We start from the raw sequence: 17,876 nt of genomic DNA on the forward strand, positions 1-17,876 counted from the left end.
TCGGATGTCGTTCAAGGAATTGATATGTCGCCCTGGCTGACGGTAGTAGGCATCGGTGAAGACGGCTTCAAGGGGCTGGGCAGAAACGCCCGGCACGCCCTGTTGCGCGCCTCCCGGATTATAGGCGGCCAGCGTCAGTTGGACCTGTTGCCGGTGTGTATTCGTGGTGAGCGGCAGTTGTGGCCAAGCCCGTTTTCCCTGGCGCCCGTGTTGGCGCGACGCGGCGAGCCTGTGTGCGTGCTGGCCAGCGGCGACCCGATGTTCTATGGCGTGGGCGCCAGTCTGGCGCGCCAGGTGGCGGCTGAAGAGTTGCTGGTTTTACCGGCGCCGTCGTCGGTGTCGCTGGCGGCGGCGCGGTTGGGCTGGCCATTGCAGGACGTGGTGACGTTGTCAGTGGTTGCGCGGCCGCTGGCGGCGCTGCATGCGCAGCTGGCCAGCGGCGTGCGGTTGCTGGTGTTGAGCAACGATGGCCGCAGCCCTGCGGCGATTGCTTCGCTGTTGGTTGAGTCCGGGTTTGGGGCCAGCCGTGTCAGTGTGTTTGAACACTTGGGCGGCGCGGATGAACAGCGCATTGACGGGCTGGCGGTTGATTGGCCACACGCCTCGGTTGCGGATTTGAATCTCGTCGCCATTGACTGCGTGGCCGACGCCAACACGCCGCGCCTGTCGCGCCTCGCCGGCCTGCCGGACTCAGCCTTCAAACACGACGGCCAACTGACCAAGCGTGACGTGCGCGCCATGACGCTTGCCCGCCTCGCACCGATGCCCGGCGAGTTGCTCTGGGACGTAGGCGCGGGCAGTGGCTCCATCGGCATCGAATGGATGCGTGCCCATCCCAGCTGCCGCGCGCTGGCGATTGAAGCCGACGCAGGCCGCCAAGGCCTGATCGAACATAACCGCGACGCCCTTGGCGTGCCCGGTCTGCAATTGATTCGTGGAAAGGCGCCGGACGTGCTGCCCGGACTGGAAGCACCGGACGCAATCTTCATCGGTGGCGGCGTCACCCGTGATGGCGTGCTCGACATGTGCTGGCAGCACCTGCGCCCCGGCGGCCGTTTGGTCGCCAATGCCGTGACCCTGCAAAGCGAAATGACCCTGATGGCCTGGCGCGCAGAGCACGGCGGCGAGCTGACCCGCATTCACGTGGCCCAGGCCCAGCCGCTGGGCGAGTTCGACACCTGGCGCCAGGCGTTGCCGATAACCCTGTTGGAAGTGGTCAAGCCGCTATGAAACGCATCCTGCTGTTGGGTGGCGTAACGGAAGCGTTGGCCATCGCCCGCACGCTGGGGCCGCAGCATATCTACAGTTTGGCCGGTGTGGGCCGTGTGCCTACCGATCTCCCCTGCCACGTGCGCGTCGGTGGGTATGGCGGGGCTGAAGGCCTGGCGCAGTTTGTTCGCGATGAAAATATCAGCTTGATCCTCGACGCCACGCATCCCTATGCGGCTCAGATCAGTGGCAACGCCGCCCTGGCTGCGCAGTTGTGCGACATTCCTTGCTGGGCGTTGCGGCGGCCCGCGTGGCAGCCGCAAGCCGGGGATGACTGGCGTGAGGTCAGTGATTGGGCCGAGCTGATTGAAGCGTTGAAACCCTTCCAGCGCCCGTTGTTCACGCTGGGGCGCGAGCCGTTGCAGCACCTCGATGAAATCCCCGCCGATCAGTTCTGGACGCTGCGCGCCCTGGATGTGTATCCCGGCAATGCACGCTGTGAAGTCATCGGTGCACGTGGGCCGTTTCTGATTGAGGACGAGCGTGCGTTGTTTGAGCGGCGTGGGATTGATGTGTTGATCAGTAAGAACAGCGGCAGTGCGGCCACTGAGCCGAAGCTGGAAGTGGCGCGGGAGCTGGGACTACCGGTGCTTGTCTTGAAGCGTCCCGTGTTGGCTGAGGTATATCGAGAATTCACCACCGTGGCCGCGGTGCTACAGGCAGTCAACACGCTCTAAACCCCCCCTTTCCAATGTGGGAGCGGCTTGCTCGCGAAGGCGATGGGTCAGTTAATAATTCATTGGCTGACCCACCGTTATCGCGGGCAAGCCCGGCTCCCACAGTTGGAGTGTGGCGGGCACAAAATGTTGGTCAGGCACAAATAGGTGTGGGAGCTGGCTTGCCTGCGATGGCGGTGGGTCAGTCAGCCTGGCCGTTACTGATTCACCGCCTTCGCGAGCAAGCCCGCTCCCACTTTTGGTTTGTGGCGGGCGCAAAATGTTGGTCAGGCACAAATAGGTGTGGGAGCTGGCTTGCCTGCGATGGCGGTGGGTCAGTCAGCCTGGCCGTTACTGATTCACCGCCTTCGCGAGCAAGCCCGCTCCCACATTTGGTTTGTGGCGGGCGCAAAATTTTGGTCAGGCACAAATAAGTGTGGGAGCTGGCTTGCCTGCGATGGCGGTGGGTCAGTCAGCCTGGCCGTTACTGATACACCGCCTTCGCGAGCAAGCCCGCTCCCACAGGGTTAAGATTGGCAATCTGTGGTTCCCGACTATCATAAAGGCAACCACTGCGACACCAAACCACACCAGCCTTTTTTACTTATCCCCACCGATCAGGCTAAATACGCACCTGATCGCTTAACCCTACGGATTGTCCGCCATGGCCCGTCAACGCTTTGCAATTGTATGGATCGCCTGCTTTGCAGTGCTGTTCAACGCCTTTGCCATGCCGATGGCCAGTGCGATGCAACAGTCCAGCGACCCTGTTCAGCAATTGCTGTGGGGCAGTTTTTGCTCCTCCAATGGCGCCAGCCTGAAGACCATTGCCCTGGGCAAGCTGGACATTCCGGCGCCGCAGCAGGACGACCACTCCACCATGCAGCACTGCTGGTGTTGCTCGGGCTCACCGCCTTTGGTGGCCTTGCCGGGGCATGTGCCGCAGTTGTATCTCACGCGTTTTGCGGCGGCGCAGAGTCTGCCGCCGCCTTCATTGCAAGCCCCTACCCCGCGCCAGCAATGGCCGAGCCTCAACCCGCGCGCGTCTCCAACGGTCTGATTTCTTCGCAAGTGAACTGCGTTTAGAACCGTTCTGGAGAACTGCCATGCTCAAATCTTCCCTGCTTCTGGCTGCGTTGTTGCTGCCGGTGTGTGTTGCTGCGAATGCCGATGACTACAAGGCCGGCGATCTGCTGGTCAGCGATCCCTGGTCACAGGAGCTGCCACCGAATGCGCCGACTGTCGCTGCGTATTTCGTGGTTCATAACGCCGGCGAAACGCCGGACCGCTTACTTGGCGTCGAGACGCCGGTAGCGGATAAGGCCGAGCTGCACGAGCATGTGATGCAGGGCGACCTGATGAAGATGCAACAAGTGCCCAGCGTTGCCGTGCCGGCCAAGGGGGATCTGACCTTCGCGCCAATGGCCTATCACGTGATGCTGCTGGGCCTCAAAGACCGCAGCCGGCTGGCCGACGGCAAGCAATTCCCACTGACCCTGACGTTCGAAAAAGCCGGCAAGGTTGAAGTGGAAGTTTCGGTTCAGAAAACGCCGCCAGCGGCTGGCCACGAGTCTATGCACGCGCAATAGGCCAACCTCGATGGGCGCCCCTCGCGCCAGGTTATCCGTGCAACGCCGCAAGCCCCTGGGTTTGATGCGCGCCAGCTGGATCAGCCTGTTCGCCATGCTGATGATCTTTATCGGTCCGCTGATTTCCCAAGCGATGCCGATGGATCATCACGCCGGTATGTCGATGGACATGTCCATGGACATGCCCAACTGCCATGGCGATGCACCGCAACACAGCAAAGCGCCTGACGAACACCACGTGCTTTGGGAAAAGTGCGGCTATTGCAGCCTGCTCTTCAGTTGCCCGGCCCTGCCCGGCAGCGTGTCTTACGTCACCCTCGGCACCGCGCCGCCGGCCAACGCCCTCACCCCCGCCCCACGCCTGGGCCATGCCCGGCAGAGCATTTTCCCCGGCGCGCGCAGCCGCGCGCCCCCCATCACCGCGTAAGCATTTCACTGCGTTACTTCACACCGGCCGACTTTAGACAGACAGCCGCAGGCTGCTGGCCGTGTTGTTTACGAATGATTGATGGAATTTTTCATGTCCAGGTTTTCTGCTGACACCCGTATGGGATGTACCCCCGTTTTCGCTGTTCTGTGTGGCGCGCTGTTGGTGCCACAGGTACACGCCGATGATCATGAGTTAAGCCCCACGGTGATCACCGCGATTGCTCCCAGCTCGCCGCTGACCGTGATCACCAACCCCAAAGACCCACGCCAACCGGTGCCGGCCAGCGATGGCGGCGACTACCTCAAGACCATCCCAGGCTTCGCGCTGGTGCGCAACGGCGGCACCAACGGCGACCCGGTGCTGCGCGGCATGTTCGGTTCGCGCCTGAATATCCTCACCAACGGCGGCATGATGCTCGGCGCCTGCCCAGGCCGGATGGACGCACCGACCTCCTACATTTCGCCGGAAACCTACGACAAGCTCACCGTGATCAAAGGCCCGCAAACCGTGCTCTGGGGCCCGGGCGCGTCGGCCGGCACCATCCTGTTCGAGCGTGAGCCGGAGCAGTTCGGCGAGCTGGGCACGCGGGTCAACGCCAGCGTGCTGGCCGGCTCCAACGGGCGCTTCGACAAAGTCATCGATGCCGCCGCCGGCGGGCCGCTGGGCTACGTGCGCGTGATCGGCAACCAGGCACACGCCGATGACTACAAGGACGGCAACAACGACACGGTTGCCTCGCGCTACGACAAGTGGAACGGCGACGTCGCCGTCGGTTTTACCCCCGACGCCGACACCCTGCTGGAACTTACCGCCGGCCGTGGCGATGGCGAAGCGCGTTACGCCGGGCGCGGCATGGACGGCTCGCAGTTCCTGCGCGAAAGCCTGGGCCTGCGCTTCGAAAAATCCAACATCGGCGAGGTGCTGGATAAGGTCGAAGCCCAGGTCTACTACAACTACGCCGATCATGTGATGGACAACTACAGCCTGCGCACGCCGTCCGGCACCGGCATGATGGCAGGTCCCATGGCCTCCAACGTCGACCGCCGCACCCTCGGCGCGCGGATCAAGGCCACCTGGCGTTGGGCCGACGTGCAACTGATCAGCGGCCTGGACGCGCAGACCAACGAACACCGCCAGCGCAGCAGCATGGGCATCGACACCTACAAGGATCTGCCACGCAACAAGGACGCCAACTTCCACAACTATGGCGTGTTCGGCGAACTGACCTGGTACGCCGCCGACCGTGATCGCCTGATCACCGGCGCGCGCCTGGACCGCGCCTCGGCCAAGGATTTTCGCCAGAGGACCGGTTCAGGAATGATGTCCCGCCCCAACCCGACCGCCGACGACACCCGCGCCGATACGCTGCCGTCGGGCTTTGTGCGCTATGAGCACGACTTGGCCGACAGCCCCACCACCGTCTACGCCGGGCTGGGCCATTCGGAACGTTTCCCGGATTACTGGGAGCTGTTTTCCCCTAAGACCGGCGCGGTCGGTTCAGTGAATGCCTTCGAGGGTGTGAAGCCGGAAAAGACCACCCAACTCGACTTCGGCGCGCAGTACAAAACCGCTGACGTAGAAGCCTGGGCCTCGGCTTATGTCGGCCAGGTGCGCGACTTCATCCTGTTCGACTACAAGCCCGGCATGATGGGCACCACCTCCCAGGCGCGTAACGTCGATGCACGGATCATGGGCGGCGAACTCGGCGCGGCCTACAAGTTGACCCGTCACTGGAAAGCCGATGCCAGCCTCGCCTATGCCTGGGGCAAGAACACCAGCGACGGCAAGGCCCTGCCGCAAATGCCGCCGCTGGACGCGCGTTTCGGCCTGACCTACAGCGAAGACGACTGGAGCGCCGGTGCCTTGTGGCGCGTGGTTGCAGCGCAAAACCGCATCGACCAAAACAAGGGCAACGTGGTCGGCAAGGACTTCGATAAAAGCGGCGGCTTTGGCGTGTTCTCGCTGAACGCGGCGTACCGCATCAATAAGCACTTCAAGGTCAGCACCGGCGTCGACAACCTGTTCGGCAAGGCCTACGCCGAGCACTTGAACCTGGCCGGCAACGCCGGTTTCGGCTACCCGGCCAGCGACCCGCAAGCCATCAAGGAACCGGGGCGCACGCTCTGGACCAAGGTGGACATGAGCTTCTAAAAGCTTCGCGAGCAAGCCCGCTCCCACACTTGGAATGCATTTCAAATGTGGGAGCGGGCTTGCTCGCGAAGGCGGCATAACCGACAAAAATTTTTAAAGCCTTTGCGGAGCACCCGATGACCACTCAAAAGATTTCCTTCTACAACCTGGCCTGGCGCTGGCACTTCTACGCCGGGCTTTTCGTCGCGCCGTTCATGGTGCTGCTGGCCCTCACCGGCATCATCTACCTGTTCAAACCCCAGCTCGACCCGCTGATGTACGGCGAGCTGCTCACCGTGCAAAGCGCCGAACACGCCCTGAGTGCCGACGAGCAATTACAGCGAGCGCAGGCAGCCTTTCCCCAAGGCAAAATCAGTAAATACCTGCCACCGGCCGACGCCACCAGCAGCGCGCAGTTCGTGATGCGTGACAACGGCCGCGAAGTGACCGTATTCGTGGACCCGTACCGCGGCACTGTGCTTGGCGAACAGGATGCCAACTACAACCTGCAAGCCATCGCCCGCGCACTCCACGGTGAGCTGATGATCGGCACCGTCGGCGACCGCCTGGTGGAACTCGCCGCCGGTTGGGGCGTGATGCTGGTGGTGTCCGGCCTGTACCTGTGGTGGCCGCGCGGCAAGTCGTCGGCCGGGGTGTTGTGGCCACGGTTCAACGCGCGTGGGCGCGTGTTCTGGCGCGACATGCACGCCGTCGCCGGTTTCTGGGGGGCGGCGTTTTTACTGGTGATGCTGCTCAGCGGCATGACCTGGACCGGCTTCTGGGGCAAGCAATACGCCGCGTTGTGGAATCGCTTTCCGGCGGCAATGTGGAACAACGTGCCGCAGTCGGATCAGCAGGCGCGCAGCCTCAATACCGCCAGCCAGCAAACCGTGCCGTGGGCGATGGAAAACACGCCGATGCCGATGTCCGGCGACCACGCCGAACACATGAACCACGGTGCCATGCAGTCGGGCCCGGCCGCGCCGACCGTGCGCTTGCAGCAGGTGGTCGATCTGGCCAATTCACGCAAGGTTGAGCCCGGTTACAGCATCACCTTTCCAAGCACCGCCGACGGCGTGTTCACCGTCGCGGTGTTCGCCAACGACCCACGCAACGACGCCACCCTGCACGTGGACCAATACACCGGCAAGGTGCTCGCCGATGTGCGCTGGGAACACTACAACGCGCTGGCGCGCGCCACCGAGACGGGTGTGATGCTGCACGAAGGCAAGATGTTCGGTTGGGTCAACCAACTCATCGTGCTGCTGATCTGCCTGATGATTTTGCTCAGCGCGCTGAGTGGCGTGGTGATCTGGTGGAAACGCCGGCCTGCCGGTGGCCTGGGTGTGCCGCCGCTGCGCCATGACGTGCCGAAGTGGAAAACCGCGATGGTGATCATGCTCGCGCTGGCGATCATTTTCCCCTTGGTCGGCGCTTCATTGATCGCGGTGTGGGCATTGGATCGGCTGGTGTTGGCGCGCTTTTTCAACCAACGTGAATCCACCTCAGGTTCTGCATGAGGCAGGCGAGATGCGCCACCCTGGACGACACCTACAACGACCTGCGCAACCTGGGCAGGATCTTCGACGTGCAGGACGCACCAACGCGTTGATCGCGCAAATGCAAGCGCAAGTTGCCCAGGTGCAAAGGGCTGTTGTTGCTGCTGAGCATGGCGCGCCCGCTCAATGCCTTGATGGCCGGCGAACAGACCGCCGTGACCCTCGGCCTCAACGCACGCACTGTGCGATTGAAGGTGTTCCTGGTCGCCTCGTTGATGACCGCAGTGCTGGTGTCGATCAGCGGCTCCATCGGCTTCGTCGGGCTGATGGTGCCGCACATTGCCCGGCGTTTGGTCGGCGCCGAGCATCGGCGTCTATTGCCGGTGTGCGTGCTGCTGGGCAGTGTGCTCCTGGTGTGGGTCGACGTGGCCACGGCGGCGATTGGCGGGCTGTTTTTTATCGGGCTGATGCGCAAGCGCTGATAACACCTCAGAGTTCGTCCTTGTCCCGGCCGTACTCGACGTCCAGCGGATCAGGTTCAGCCTGCAGGTTGGCTTGCCACGCCTTGCCCAACACCCCTGCGCGGGTCCAGAAGGCGTCGGTTTCCAGCACCGCCAGCTGGCCGGCCGCCCACAAACCGCTGACCAGCGCGCTGGGCAAGACCGACGCACTGGCACTCAGCAGTTGCGTCTCGGCCGCCGTGAAACCGGGCACATACTTGAGCAGTGCGCCGCCCCGGCACGTCAAGTACACACTCTCGGCGACCGGGCGGTTGATCTTGACGATATCCAGGTACGACCTCAGCTCGTTGCCGGAGACAAAATTGTTCAGCAGCTTCACTTCCTGCGCTTGCAGGTCCGGCACAGCAGCCATGCCTTTGTAGAAGGCCTGCACGGCGTTAACGGCGTAGCCGAACAGAGGGTGCGCGACCGTGACCTCAAGCCCGGCGCGCTCGAACCGGAACAGTTTCACAATCGTGTCCTGCAGCCAGGCGTGGCGGTCCTCTACGGGTTCAAGTGGCACAAACCCGGTAATCCCGGGACAGGTCAGCACCGCGCCCAGGTATTCGACGCCCTTGAATGGGCCCACCTGTTTGCGAGCCCAGCGCGCCGCGTCATCGGCATGGCTGAACAGCGGCCCGCAAAACGACAGCAAGTGAGGGTTGTGTTCGAACGGCCAGGGTTCGGCATTCGGCTCCCACTGCGCCGTTACGGTCTGCTCCTTGCCCCACACGGTGCTGCGCACCCGCACCTCCAGCGCGCCCTTGGCAGCCAGTTCTTTGACAAAACTTGCGACGGTCGAGCCGCCCTCAAGCAGACGCCGGCCGATGGCGCCCGCTTGGCTGAGCATTGCGTACGCCAACTGCCGACCGTTTTTATCGACCACATAGCTGAGCAGCGCACCGTCGGCACACAGCAGGTAAAGCGGCAAGCCTCGGCTTCTGGACAGACTGCCGAGGAAGCCGACGCCACCGGCCAACGCCTGGGGAGTGAAGAAACTGGTGGCCATGGCATCGCTGGACGGCGCAATCGCAACGGTAGAGGCGCACAAATACAGGCCATCCAAGCCATAGCCCTGGGGCAGCAAGCCGTCGGCAAAAACCTGTTCGAGCCGCGTGTAATTCCCGCGTACCAGCGGCAAAGTAGTCATGTAGGCATTTTTATTGACGGACTTGAGCACGTAACCGAACTGTACCTCTGGCCGGGGCGATGCCAATCGTTGTGCATAACGTACGGCGTCGTCGGCGCGGGCAAAGATCGGGCTGCACGGCGCATCGGCGAATACCTGCTTGATCTCCAGGGCCGGCAGTGTCGCCAGATTCGCCACGAAGGGCGCGCTCAAGCGCCGGGCAAACCCCCACAACGCATTGCCCTTGACGACGCGCAGGTCGCCGGCCTTGGCGACCTGGCCGACGAAGTCACCCGGCAGCAGGGTACCGGCGCGCAGTTGGCGTTCGACCTCGGTGTCTACTTGGTTGCCGTTCAGTGGGTTCAGTGGCACCAGACGCGCTTTGAGCGCCGCTTCCTCCACCGAGCCGGTCAACTGGTAACGCAGGATCGTGCCTTGGGGCCCGAACAGGTATTCGCGCTGTATTCGAGGATCACGGTGCAACAGGTTCGACAGCACTGCGGTGGGCAGCATGCTCTGGTAGATAGCCTTTTGGTCGGCGGCCACCAGCATTTGCGTCTCCTCGCCAAGCACCGAGCGGTAGCGCGCAACGATGGTGCTGCCATGGGGATAAAGCCCGCCAGTGACGGCGACATCGGGGTACACCCAGTTCAGCGCAAAACCCTGGGGCGGCACGGCCAATGGGTCGGTCGCCAAGTACATGCCATCCGCCTGCCGCAGTAGCACCCCGCCATAGGTGCGGCGGCGTCCCTCGCCGATAATGTCGGCGGCATAACGTGCCGCATCATCCGCGTCGGCGAAGGCCGGGCTCAATCGGCGTCGAGCCAGGTGCTCGTAGCCGGCCCAGGTACGCGATACCACTCCCGGAGTGTCCCAGCACTGGCTGGTGTGAATCACCTTGAGTTCACCTCGGTCGGCCCAGTCCCGGACAAAGGCTTGCGCCGTTTTCTGGCCCGAGGCCAATAAGCGTTCGTCATCCTCAAGGAGCCTGTCCACCGGGCCGCCACTTCCCACGTTGAACGGCAGCGACACGTACCGCAGCAAGGCGCCCTCCTGGGTCGAGAAGTACGCCGGCAGGGTGGTGCCATTGTTGTATTTCTCGCCTGCACGCTTGGTGTCATAGAGGGCGACGTACAGCACCTTGGGCATCACGAAGTAGCGGGTCAGCCAGGCTGTCGAGGCCGGCACGCCCGCCGGTTGCCACTGCTGCGAACGAAACAATGCGCACAGAACGAACCCGTCCGGAAACTGGAAATCGCCGCCCGCAATCGGGGTAAACACACGGTTGAGCTTGAACAGGGCACTCTGGTCGCCGACGCCTGCAACCTCGCTCGCCAGGTACTGCTCGGTGTCCTTGTGCTTGAGAATAAAACCGAAGTAGGCCTGCTCGGCGAGGTTGCGCCCATGAACCCGTGCGTGAAGGTTGCGAGCGGCCGCATCAGCGCTGTCAAACAGCGCGCCGTAGGTCGCGTAGTCAGGCGCGCCGACTCTTGGCGCATAGTCAAAATACGCCGTCCAGTCGTCATAGACCGGTGAGCGCGGGCCCCACAACGCGTTGCCCAGGATCACCCGCAAATCACCGGCTTCGGCCAGCACGATGACCCATTGCGCAGGCTTGACCTGCCCGCTGTCCAGCCGTTGCTGAGCGGAACTGCCACCCGGTTGCGGCGCAGTATGGGTCAGCAGCCGTTGCTCGGCGCTGGAAGAACTGGGCGTGTACGCCAGTAAACAATCCTCGGCGGCCGACAGATAGGCCGGCTGCCCGTGACTGATCACATCGTGGATCTCATCGGCGGAAAAAACCTGCAGGTTGATCAGCGCGTCTTCACGGCTCCAGCGTCGTTGCGCCACCCAACCGGGGTCGACCATCGACAGCGCAGGGTGCGAGCCGTAACGCCCAAATACCTGATAGGGCTCAGGCGCAATCAACGGGCCTTGCCCATCCGCAGGAAAAAACAGCAGCTGGGCAAACGGGTTGGCATCACTTGCCTCAGGCTCGGTGATAAAGAAACGGCCTTTATCGTCTTTGAGCACATAGCCGCCATAGGCACGCTCGCGTCGCTGCCCTATCTGCTCGTGCGCATACACCGCTGCATCGTGAGCCGAAATAAAGGCGCGGCTCAACACGGCCCGATATGAACCGTCCAGCACCGCCGACCGGCTGTCCACCGGGCCGAGGGTTCGCCAAAGCAAACCCGCCGCCACTACCGACACCGTCGTTGAGGCAATCACCCGGCGCACATAGCCACGCGGGCTCAGCGTGCCGGCCAGCAGCGCGGCCTGGGCGCCGTTGTCGTCACCATCGGCGCCAGCCAAGTCGGTCGCAGAACCGGGCACTTGCAGCTTGAGCAGCGCGCCATCCGACGCCTGCTGATACAGATGCAGCCCACGCGTCTTGTCCTGCAGCGCCAGGGTCGCGCGTGACTGGGTGATAGCGGCAGCCACTTCGGCCGGGGTAAAGAAGGTGGAATACAGCCAGGGTTCACGTGCGGGAATGTCAGCGGCCAAGGGCGTGGCGCGGTAGTAGATAGCCTCCAGTCGAAAGTTGGAGGGCAGGCGTAACTGGCCATCGGCGCGCAACGGGAACCGTGCAGCAGGAGAGAACAACGGCGTGCCAAGGGCCTCGGGGTAAGTGGCCACATACGCTTCGCCGCGCGTGTGCTTCAGCACAAAGCCCTGGGCTGAGCCTTCAGGGAACAACGCGCGCGCGGCCATCAGCGCCAGTTCTGCGCGCTCGAAGACCGGCGTGCAGAACGGCTGTTCCTCTGTCACCTGGGTGACGGCCGTGTTGATCCGCCAGCCGTGCTTGACCCGTCCGCGCACGCCTCCCCAGTGAGCATTGGCCACCACCACGCGCAGATCGCCGGCTTGCGCGGCTTGCCAGATCAACGACTCGAAGTCCGCAGAGGGCGCGAACGGCTCCTCACCGACAATGCGCTTTCTCAATAGCACTTCGGCCGCCGAGCCACTGCTCAGGTATTTGAGCAATGAGCCTTCGGGGCCGCACAGATAGTGCGCCGCCACTGAACGGCGGTGTTCGATGATAAAACGCAGATCGGCAGGCGAGAAAAAACTGACGAACACCGAGGCCTGCTCATCGCTCATGCCGGGGTTGTGCAGCTTCACCTGTGCCATGTCCGGCGGGTGGGAGTGATAGAGCGCCTCGCAGGTATAGCCCTCGGGGGCGATGAAATTATCGTCGGCGTCGGAGGCCAGCACGATCCGATGATCGAAGGTGACGTGCTGGTCGGCCATGGGCGTTGTGGCAAACCAGTGGTGGCCCTGCTTGAGGATCGCGCCACCGAATTCCTTGTCGGCCGATGCGTAATCGGTCTGTTCGTAGGCCCAACGCGCGGCATCGTCCGCGCTGATAAACGGCGGGCTCAAGACCGGCAGGGTCGGCTGCGGCGCAGCGACTCGGGGGATACGTGGCATACATTCAGTCCTTGGAAAGTGAGGAGCGCTCACTGTTGCACCAACGAGATTCCAGGCGGCGCTAGATAGTTGTCGACCACAGCACCACTTCAGCGCACCCCGTGCACCCACACCCCACCAGCGCGCCGATCTGGTGCGCACGACCGGCCCGGCAGCGTCCGTCTGCCGCACAAACAAGCGCCCGCATGCACCTCGGCACAGCCTTTGCAAAAGCCTGTGCAATGCCCTCATAACAACTTGAGTTCCTGGAGATCGCACCATGAAGCGTCGCAGCTTGATCAAGGCTTTCACCCTGTCCGCCTCCATTGCCGCCATGGGGCTGACCTGGACCGTGCAGGCCGCCGAGACCATCAAGGTCGGCATCCTGCACTCGCTGTCCGGGACCATGGCAATCTCCGAGACCTCGCTAAAAGACATGGCGTTGATGACCATTGACGAGATCAACGCCAAGGGCGGTGTGAACGGCAAGATGCTCGAGCCGGTGGTGGTCGACCCTGCATCGAACTGGCCGCTGTTCGCTGAAAAAGGCCGTCAGCTGCTGACTCAGGACAAAGTCGCCGTGGTGTTCGGCTGCTGGACCTCGGTGTCGCGCAAATCCGTGCTGCCGGTGTTCGAAGAACTCAACGGTTTGCTGTTCTACCCCGTGCAGTACGAAGGCGAAGAGATGTCGCCGAACGTGTTCTATACCGGTGCGGCGCCCAACCAACAGGCGATCCCGGCGGTGGAATACCTGATGAGCGAAGAAGGCGGCGGCGCCAAGCGCTTCTTCCTGCTCGGCACCGACTACGTGTACCCGCGCACCACCAACAAAATCCTGCGCTCGTTCCTGCATTCCAAAGGCGTCGCCGACAAAGATATCGAAGAGGTCTACACCCCGTTCGGCCACGCCGATTACCAGACCATCGTGGCCAACATCAAGAAGTTCTCCGCCGGCGGCAAGACCGCGGTGGTCTCAACCGTGAATGGCGATTCCAACGTGCCGTTCTACAAAGAGCTGGCCAACCAGGGTTTGAAAGCCACCGACGTACCGGTGGTGGCCTTCTCCGTGGGTGAAGAAGAACTGCGCGGCATCGACACCAAGCCACTGGTGGGCAACCTCGCCGCCTGGAACTACTTCCAGTCGGTGGAGAACCCGGTGAACAAGAAATTCGTCGCGGACTGGAAGGCCTACGCCAAGGCCCACAACCTGCCGGGCGCGGATAAAGCGGTGACCAACGACCCGATGGAGGCCACTTACGTCGGTATCCATATGTGGGCGCAGGCGGTTGAGAAAGCCAAGTCCACCGACGTCGACAAGGTGCGCGAAGCCATGGCCGGCCAGACCTTCGCCGCGCCGTCGGGCTTCACCCTGACCATGGATAAAACCAACCATCACCTGCACAAGCCGGTGATGATCGGCGAGATTCAGTCTGACGGGCAGTTCTCGGTGGTGTGGCAGACCGAAGAGCCGATTCGGGCGCAGCCGTGGAGCCCGTACATCCCCGGCAATGACAAGAAGCCGGACTACGCGGTGAAGAGCAACTAAGCCGCACCACAGATTAGCTGTCGGGCGCGGTCAGTGTGGGAGCTGGCCTGCCTGCGATGCCAATAACTCGGTGTACCCGTTACACCGCAGCGATGCCATCGCAGGCAAGCCAGCTCCTACACAAAGCCCGCGCCCACACTGTCCATGCATGATCAGGACATTTGTTTATGCCCACTGCCCTCTACCGCTATTTCCTGGCCTTGCTGCTGTTGCTGCCTTTTGCCGCACACGCCAGCGACGCCGAAGACTTCCTCAACGCCAACCCGATGCAACAAGCCAAGCTGCTGCAGGACTGGGCCGCCCAGCCTGACCCGGCGCGCATCGAGCTGGTGGACGCCCTGCAACACGGTCAACTCACGCTCAACGGCGAAACCAAAACCGTGCGCCTGAACAACCGCCTGCGCGGCCTGCTCGACAACGTGCAGGCCAGTCAGCAGTTGCTCGCCGCCGACCCCAAGGTACGCCTGGGTGCCGCGCAAACCCTGCAAAAAACCGCGCAGCCTGCGCAGCTCAAATTCCTCGACCAGCAAGTGGCCGCCGAAACCAATGAGGACGTGCACACCGCCCTCAGCCTGGCCCTGGCCAATCTGCAATTGGTTGATACCGACCCCGTCGTGCGCCTTGCCGCCGTGCGTTTGCTCGGCAGCACCGGCGACCCGTTGGCGCGCACGCGCCTCGAAGCCTTGCTGGCGCCTGGGGTCGAAACCGACGCCGGCGTGCACACCGCCGCCGAAACCAGCCTGGCGCAGGTCAAACGCAAACTGATGGTTGGCGAGATCCTCGGTCAGGCCTTCAGCGGCATGTCCCTGGGCTCGATCCTGCTGCTCGCGGCCCTGGGCCTGGCGATCACCTTCGGCCTGCTCGGCGTGATCAACATGGCCCACGGCGAAATGCTGATGCTCGGCGCCTATTCGACTTACGTGGTGCAACTGATGATGCAGCGCTACGTGCCTGCGGCCATCGAGTTCTACCCGTTGATCGCGCTGCCGGTGGCGTTTTTTGTCACCGCCGCCATCGGCATGGCCCTGGAACGCACAGTGATTCGTCACCTCTACGGCCGCCCGCTGGAAACCCTGCTCGCCACCTGGGGCATCAGCCTGATGCTGATCCAGTTGGTGCGCCTGGTGTTCGGTGCGCAGAACGTCGAAGTCTCCAACCCGCAGTGGCTGTCCGGTGGCATTCAAGTGCTGCCCAACCTGGTGCTGCCGTACAACCGCATCGTGATCATCGCCTTCGCGCTGTGCGTGGTGGTGCTGACCTGGCTGCTGCTGAACAAGACGCGCCTGGGCCTCAACGTGCGCGCCGTCACCCAGAACCGCAACATGGCCGCCTGCTGCGGCGTGCCCACCGGGCGTGTGGACATGCTCGCCTTTGGCCTGGGTTCCGGCATCGCCGGCCTGGGTGGCGTGGCCCTGAGCCAGATCGGCAACGTCGGCCCGGACCTGGGCCAGAGCTACATCATCGACTCGTTCCTGGTGGTGGTGCTCGGCGGTGTCGGCCAGTTGGCCGGTAGCGTGATGGCCGCCTTCGGGCTGGGCATCGCCAACAAGATTCTCGAACCGCAGATCGGCGCCGTGCTCGGCAAGATCCTGATCCTCGCGCTGATCATTCTGTTTATCCAGAAACGCCCGCAAGGACTCTTCGCACTGAAAGGACGGGTGATCGACTGATGAACCAGCCATTGATGCTTACGGCCACGCAAAAGGCCGGCCCCACGCTGACGATAGCCGTCGGCGCGGTGATCCTGATCCTGCTGCTGGCGTTGCCTTTGTGTTCGCTGCTGGCGCCGGAAAACCCGCTGCACGTGTCGGCCTACACCCTCACGCTGGTGGGCAAAATCCTCTGCTACGCCATCGTCGCCCTGGCCCTGGACCTGGTGTGGGGCTATGCGGGGATGCTGTCCCTCGGCCACGGTTTGTTCTTTGCCCTCGGCGGTTATGCGATGGGCATGTACCTGATGCGCCAGGCGTCCGGCGATGAGCTGCCGGCGTTCATGACCTTTTTGTCGTGGACCGAACTGCCCTGGTATTGGGTCGGCACCGAGCATTTCCTTTGGGCCATGTGCCTGGTGGTGCTGGCGCCGGGGTTGCTGGCGCTGGTGTTCGGCTTTTTCGCCTTCCGCTCGCGGATCAAGGGCGTGTATTTCTCGATCATGACCCAGGCCCTGACCTTCGCCGGGATGCTGCTGTTTTTCCGCAACGAGACCGGATTTGGTGGCAATAACGGCTTCACCAATTTCCGCAGCATTCTGGGCTTCGGGATTACCGAGCCCGGCACACGGGCAGTGCTATTTTTGGCCACGGTCGTGTTGCTGGTCGCGAGCCTGTACACCGGCTGGCGCCTGGCGCAGAGCAAGTTCGGCCGCGTGCTGACAGCGTTACGCGATGCCGAAAATCGCCTGATGTTCTGCGGCTATGACCCACGTGGCTTCAAGCTGTTCGTATGGGTGTTGAGTGCGGTGTTGTGCGGCCTGGCAGGCGCGTTGTATGTGCCGCAAGTGGGCATCATCAATCCCAGTGAAATGTCGCCGACCAACTCCATCGAAGCCGCCGTGTGGGTGGCCTTGGGTGGGCGCGGCACGCTGATCGGGCCATTGCTCGGCGCCGGTGTGGTGAACGGCATGAAGAGCTGGTTCACGGTGGCCTTTCCGGAATACTGGCTGTTCTTTCTGGGGGCGCTGTTCATCCTCGTCACCTTGTATTTGCCCAAGGGCGTGATCGGCCTGTTGAAGAAACGGGGTGAACAATGAGAGTCACAGCGACGGCGGAATTTATGCTCGAACCCATTCTTGAGCCAAACAAAGACGCGGGCAGCAGCCGCGATGCAATCGGCCTCGGCCAGGCCGCCGGCAAGGGCCTGAACACCCGCCACGGCACCATCCTGACCCTGGAAGACATCAGCGTCAGCTTCGACGGTTTCAAGGCGCTCAACGACTTGAACCTCTACATCGGCGTCGGCGAGTTGCGCTGCATCATCGGCCCCAACGGCGCGGGCAAGACCACGCTGATGGACGTGATCACCGGCAAGACCCGCCCCAGCCACGGCAAGGCCTGGTTCGGCGAAACCCTCGACCTGACAGGCATGAGCGAAGTGCAGATCGCCCAGGCCGGCATCGGCCGCAAGTTCCAGAAACCCACGGTGTTCGAAGCCCTCAGCGTGTTCGAAAACCTGGAGCTGGCGCAGAAAACCGACAAATCCGTGTGGGCCAGCCTGCGCGCCCGCTTGAGCGGCGAGCAAAAAGACCGCATCGATGAAGTGCTCGACACCCTCCGCCTGAGCGCCTCGGCGCAGCGCCCGGCGGGCTTGCTGTCACACGGGCAAAAGCAGTTCCTGGAAATCGGCATGCTGCTCATGCAAGACCCGCAGCTGTTGCTGCTGGATGAACCCGTGGCGGGCATGACCGACGCCGAAACCGAGTTCACCGCCGAACTGTTCAAGCGCCTGGCAGGCAAACATTCGCTGATGGTGGTGGAGCACGACATGGGCTTTGTCGGCTCGATTGCCGACCACGTCACTGTGCTGCACCAGGGCAGCGTGCTGGCTGAAGGCTCGCTGGCACAGGTGCAGGAAAACGAGCGGGTGATCGAGGTTTACCTCGGTCGCTGAGCCAGACAGAGCGCTTACTGTGGGAACCGCATCAATGTGGGAGCTGGCTTGCCTGCGATGGCATCACCTGGGTCCATCAGGCATACCGAGTTGCCTGCATCGCAGGCA

Annotated in this window: 12 protein-coding genes and 2 pseudogenes; 13 read left to right on the forward strand and 1 reads right to left on the reverse strand. The window is 62.9% G+C overall.

Features of this window, described 5'->3' with window-relative positions; all coding sequences use genetic code 11:
• Positions 1 to 24 precede the first annotated feature (24 nt).
• The 9 genes and pseudogenes from cbiE to ACM530_RS06920 form a co-directional block, all read left to right on the forward strand.
• Complete coding sequence (gene cbiE / locus ACM530_RS06880) at positions 25 to 1,230, forward strand: precorrin-6y C5,15-methyltransferase (decarboxylating) subunit CbiE (RefSeq protein ID WP_416364486.1); 1,206 nt, start codon at positions 25 to 27, stop codon at positions 1,228 to 1,230.
• Positions 1,227 to 1,946 (forward strand): cobalt-precorrin-6A reductase, encoded by a 720-nt coding sequence (locus ACM530_RS06885; RefSeq protein ID WP_416364487.1) that lies wholly within the window; start codon positions 1,227 to 1,229, stop codon positions 1,944 to 1,946. Before cbiE ends, ACM530_RS06885 begins: the two co-directional genes overlap by 4 nt.
• 643 nt (positions 1,947 to 2,589) lie before the next feature.
• Positions 2,590 to 2,985, forward strand: coding sequence for a DUF2946 domain-containing protein (locus ACM530_RS06890; protein ID WP_106577683.1), 396 nt, complete (start codon positions 2,590 to 2,592; stop codon positions 2,983 to 2,985).
• 46 nt (positions 2,986 to 3,031) lie between these two features.
• Positions 3,032 to 3,514: a copper chaperone PCu(A)C gene (locus ACM530_RS06895; protein ID WP_416364488.1), complete on the forward strand. Its 483-nt coding sequence runs from the start codon at positions 3,032 to 3,034 to the stop codon at positions 3,512 to 3,514.
• 64 nt (positions 3,515 to 3,578) lie between these two features.
• Positions 3,579 to 3,941: a DUF2946 domain-containing protein gene (locus ACM530_RS06900; protein WP_416365082.1), complete on the forward strand. Its 363-nt coding sequence runs from the start codon at positions 3,579 to 3,581 to the stop codon at positions 3,939 to 3,941.
• Between the two features lie 93 nt (positions 3,942 to 4,034).
• The gene (locus ACM530_RS06905) at positions 4,035 to 6,095 is read left to right on the forward strand and encodes a TonB-dependent copper receptor (protein WP_262210640.1); all 2,061 of its coding nucleotides are present in this window, start codon (positions 4,035 to 4,037) and stop codon (positions 6,093 to 6,095) included.
• Between the two features lie 116 nt (positions 6,096 to 6,211).
• Positions 6,212 to 7,594 (forward strand): PepSY-associated TM helix domain-containing protein, encoded by a 1,383-nt coding sequence (locus ACM530_RS06910; RefSeq protein ID WP_416364489.1) that lies wholly within the window; start codon positions 6,212 to 6,214, stop codon positions 7,592 to 7,594.
• A 14-nt stretch (positions 7,595 to 7,608) separates the two neighbouring features.
• Positions 7,609 to 7,736 (forward strand): annotated as a pseudogene (locus ACM530_RS06915) (iron ABC transporter substrate-binding protein); the annotation flags it as partial.
• Positions 7,723 to 8,055 (forward strand): annotated as a pseudogene (locus ACM530_RS06920) (FecCD family ABC transporter permease); the annotation flags it as partial. The pseudogenes ACM530_RS06915 and ACM530_RS06920, both read left to right, overlap by 14 nt.
• Positions 8,056 to 8,062: 7 nt before the next feature.
• Here the strand turns inward: ACM530_RS06920 and ACM530_RS06925 are convergent.
• Complete coding sequence (locus ACM530_RS06925; RefSeq protein WP_416364490.1) at positions 8,063 to 12,637, reverse strand: hypothetical protein; 4,575 nt, start codon at positions 12,635 to 12,637, stop codon at positions 8,063 to 8,065.
• Positions 12,638 to 12,896: 259 nt separating this feature from the next.
• Here ACM530_RS06925 and urtA point away from each other — a divergent pair, with 259 nt between their 5' ends.
• From urtA to urtD, 4 genes are all read left to right on the forward strand, one after another.
• Entirely contained in the window at positions 12,897 to 14,162 is a 1,266-nt protein-coding gene (urtA, locus tag ACM530_RS06930; protein WP_145160259.1) for an urea ABC transporter substrate-binding protein, read from the forward strand.
• Positions 14,163 to 14,329: 167 nt separating this feature from the next.
• On the forward strand, positions 14,330 to 15,832 hold the full coding sequence (gene urtB, locus ACM530_RS06935; protein WP_416364491.1) for an urea ABC transporter permease subunit UrtB: 1,503 nt from the start codon (positions 14,330 to 14,332) through the stop codon (positions 15,830 to 15,832).
• Positions 15,832 to 16,911 carry an urea ABC transporter permease subunit UrtC gene (gene urtC, locus ACM530_RS06940; protein ID WP_145160255.1) on the forward strand — a complete coding sequence of 360 codons (1,080 nt, stop codon included), beginning with the start codon at positions 15,832 to 15,834 and terminating at the stop codon, positions 16,909 to 16,911. The genes urtB and urtC overlap by 1 nt, the downstream gene beginning before the upstream one ends.
• Positions 16,908 to 17,768, forward strand: coding sequence for an urea ABC transporter ATP-binding protein UrtD (urtD, locus tag ACM530_RS06945; protein WP_145160253.1), 861 nt, complete (start codon positions 16,908 to 16,910; stop codon positions 17,766 to 17,768). The genes urtC and urtD overlap by 4 nt, the downstream gene beginning before the upstream one ends.
• The last annotated feature ends 108 nt before the right edge of the window (positions 17,769 to 17,876 follow it).

It is taken from the genome of Pseudomonas sp. NFX183, assembly GCF_047943075.1.
Lineage (GTDB): Bacteria > Pseudomonadota > Gammaproteobacteria > Pseudomonadales > Pseudomonadaceae > Aquipseudomonas.

What these genes read in the sequence shown, in the direction of transcription:
- cbiE (WP_416364486.1), top strand. Translation starts at nt 25, where the DNA reads ATGTCGCCCTGGCTGACGGTAGTAGGCATCGGTGAAGACGGCTTCAAG.
- urtA (WP_145160259.1), top strand. Translation starts at nt 12,897, where the DNA reads ATGAAGCGTCGCAGCTTGATCAAGGCTTTCACCCTGTCCGCCTCCATT.
- urtC (WP_145160255.1), top strand. Translation starts at nt 15,832, where the DNA reads ATGAACCAGCCATTGATGCTTACGGCCACGCAAAAGGCCGGCCCCACG.
- ACM530_RS06885 (WP_416364487.1), top strand. Translation starts at nt 1,227, where the DNA reads ATGAAACGCATCCTGCTGTTGGGTGGCGTAACGGAAGCGTTGGCCATC.
- urtB (WP_416364491.1), top strand. Translation starts at nt 14,330, where the DNA reads ATGCCCACTGCCCTCTACCGCTATTTCCTGGCCTTGCTGCTGTTGCTG.
- ACM530_RS06910 (WP_416364489.1), top strand. Translation starts at nt 6,212, where the DNA reads ATGACCACTCAAAAGATTTCCTTCTACAACCTGGCCTGGCGCTGGCAC.
- ACM530_RS06900 (WP_416365082.1), top strand. Translation starts at nt 3,579, where the DNA reads ATGCGCGCCAGCTGGATCAGCCTGTTCGCCATGCTGATGATCTTTATC.
- ACM530_RS06925 (WP_416364490.1), bottom strand. Translation starts at nt 12,637, where the DNA reads ATGCCACGTATCCCCCGAGTCGCTGCGCCGCAGCCGACCCTGCCGGTC.
- ACM530_RS06890 (WP_106577683.1), top strand. Translation starts at nt 2,590, where the DNA reads ATGGCCCGTCAACGCTTTGCAATTGTATGGATCGCCTGCTTTGCAGTG.
- ACM530_RS06895 (WP_416364488.1), top strand. Translation starts at nt 3,032, where the DNA reads ATGCTCAAATCTTCCCTGCTTCTGGCTGCGTTGTTGCTGCCGGTGTGT.
- urtD (WP_145160253.1), top strand. Translation starts at nt 16,908, where the DNA reads ATGAGAGTCACAGCGACGGCGGAATTTATGCTCGAACCCATTCTTGAG.
- ACM530_RS06905 (WP_262210640.1), top strand. Translation starts at nt 4,035, where the DNA reads ATGTCCAGGTTTTCTGCTGACACCCGTATGGGATGTACCCCCGTTTTC.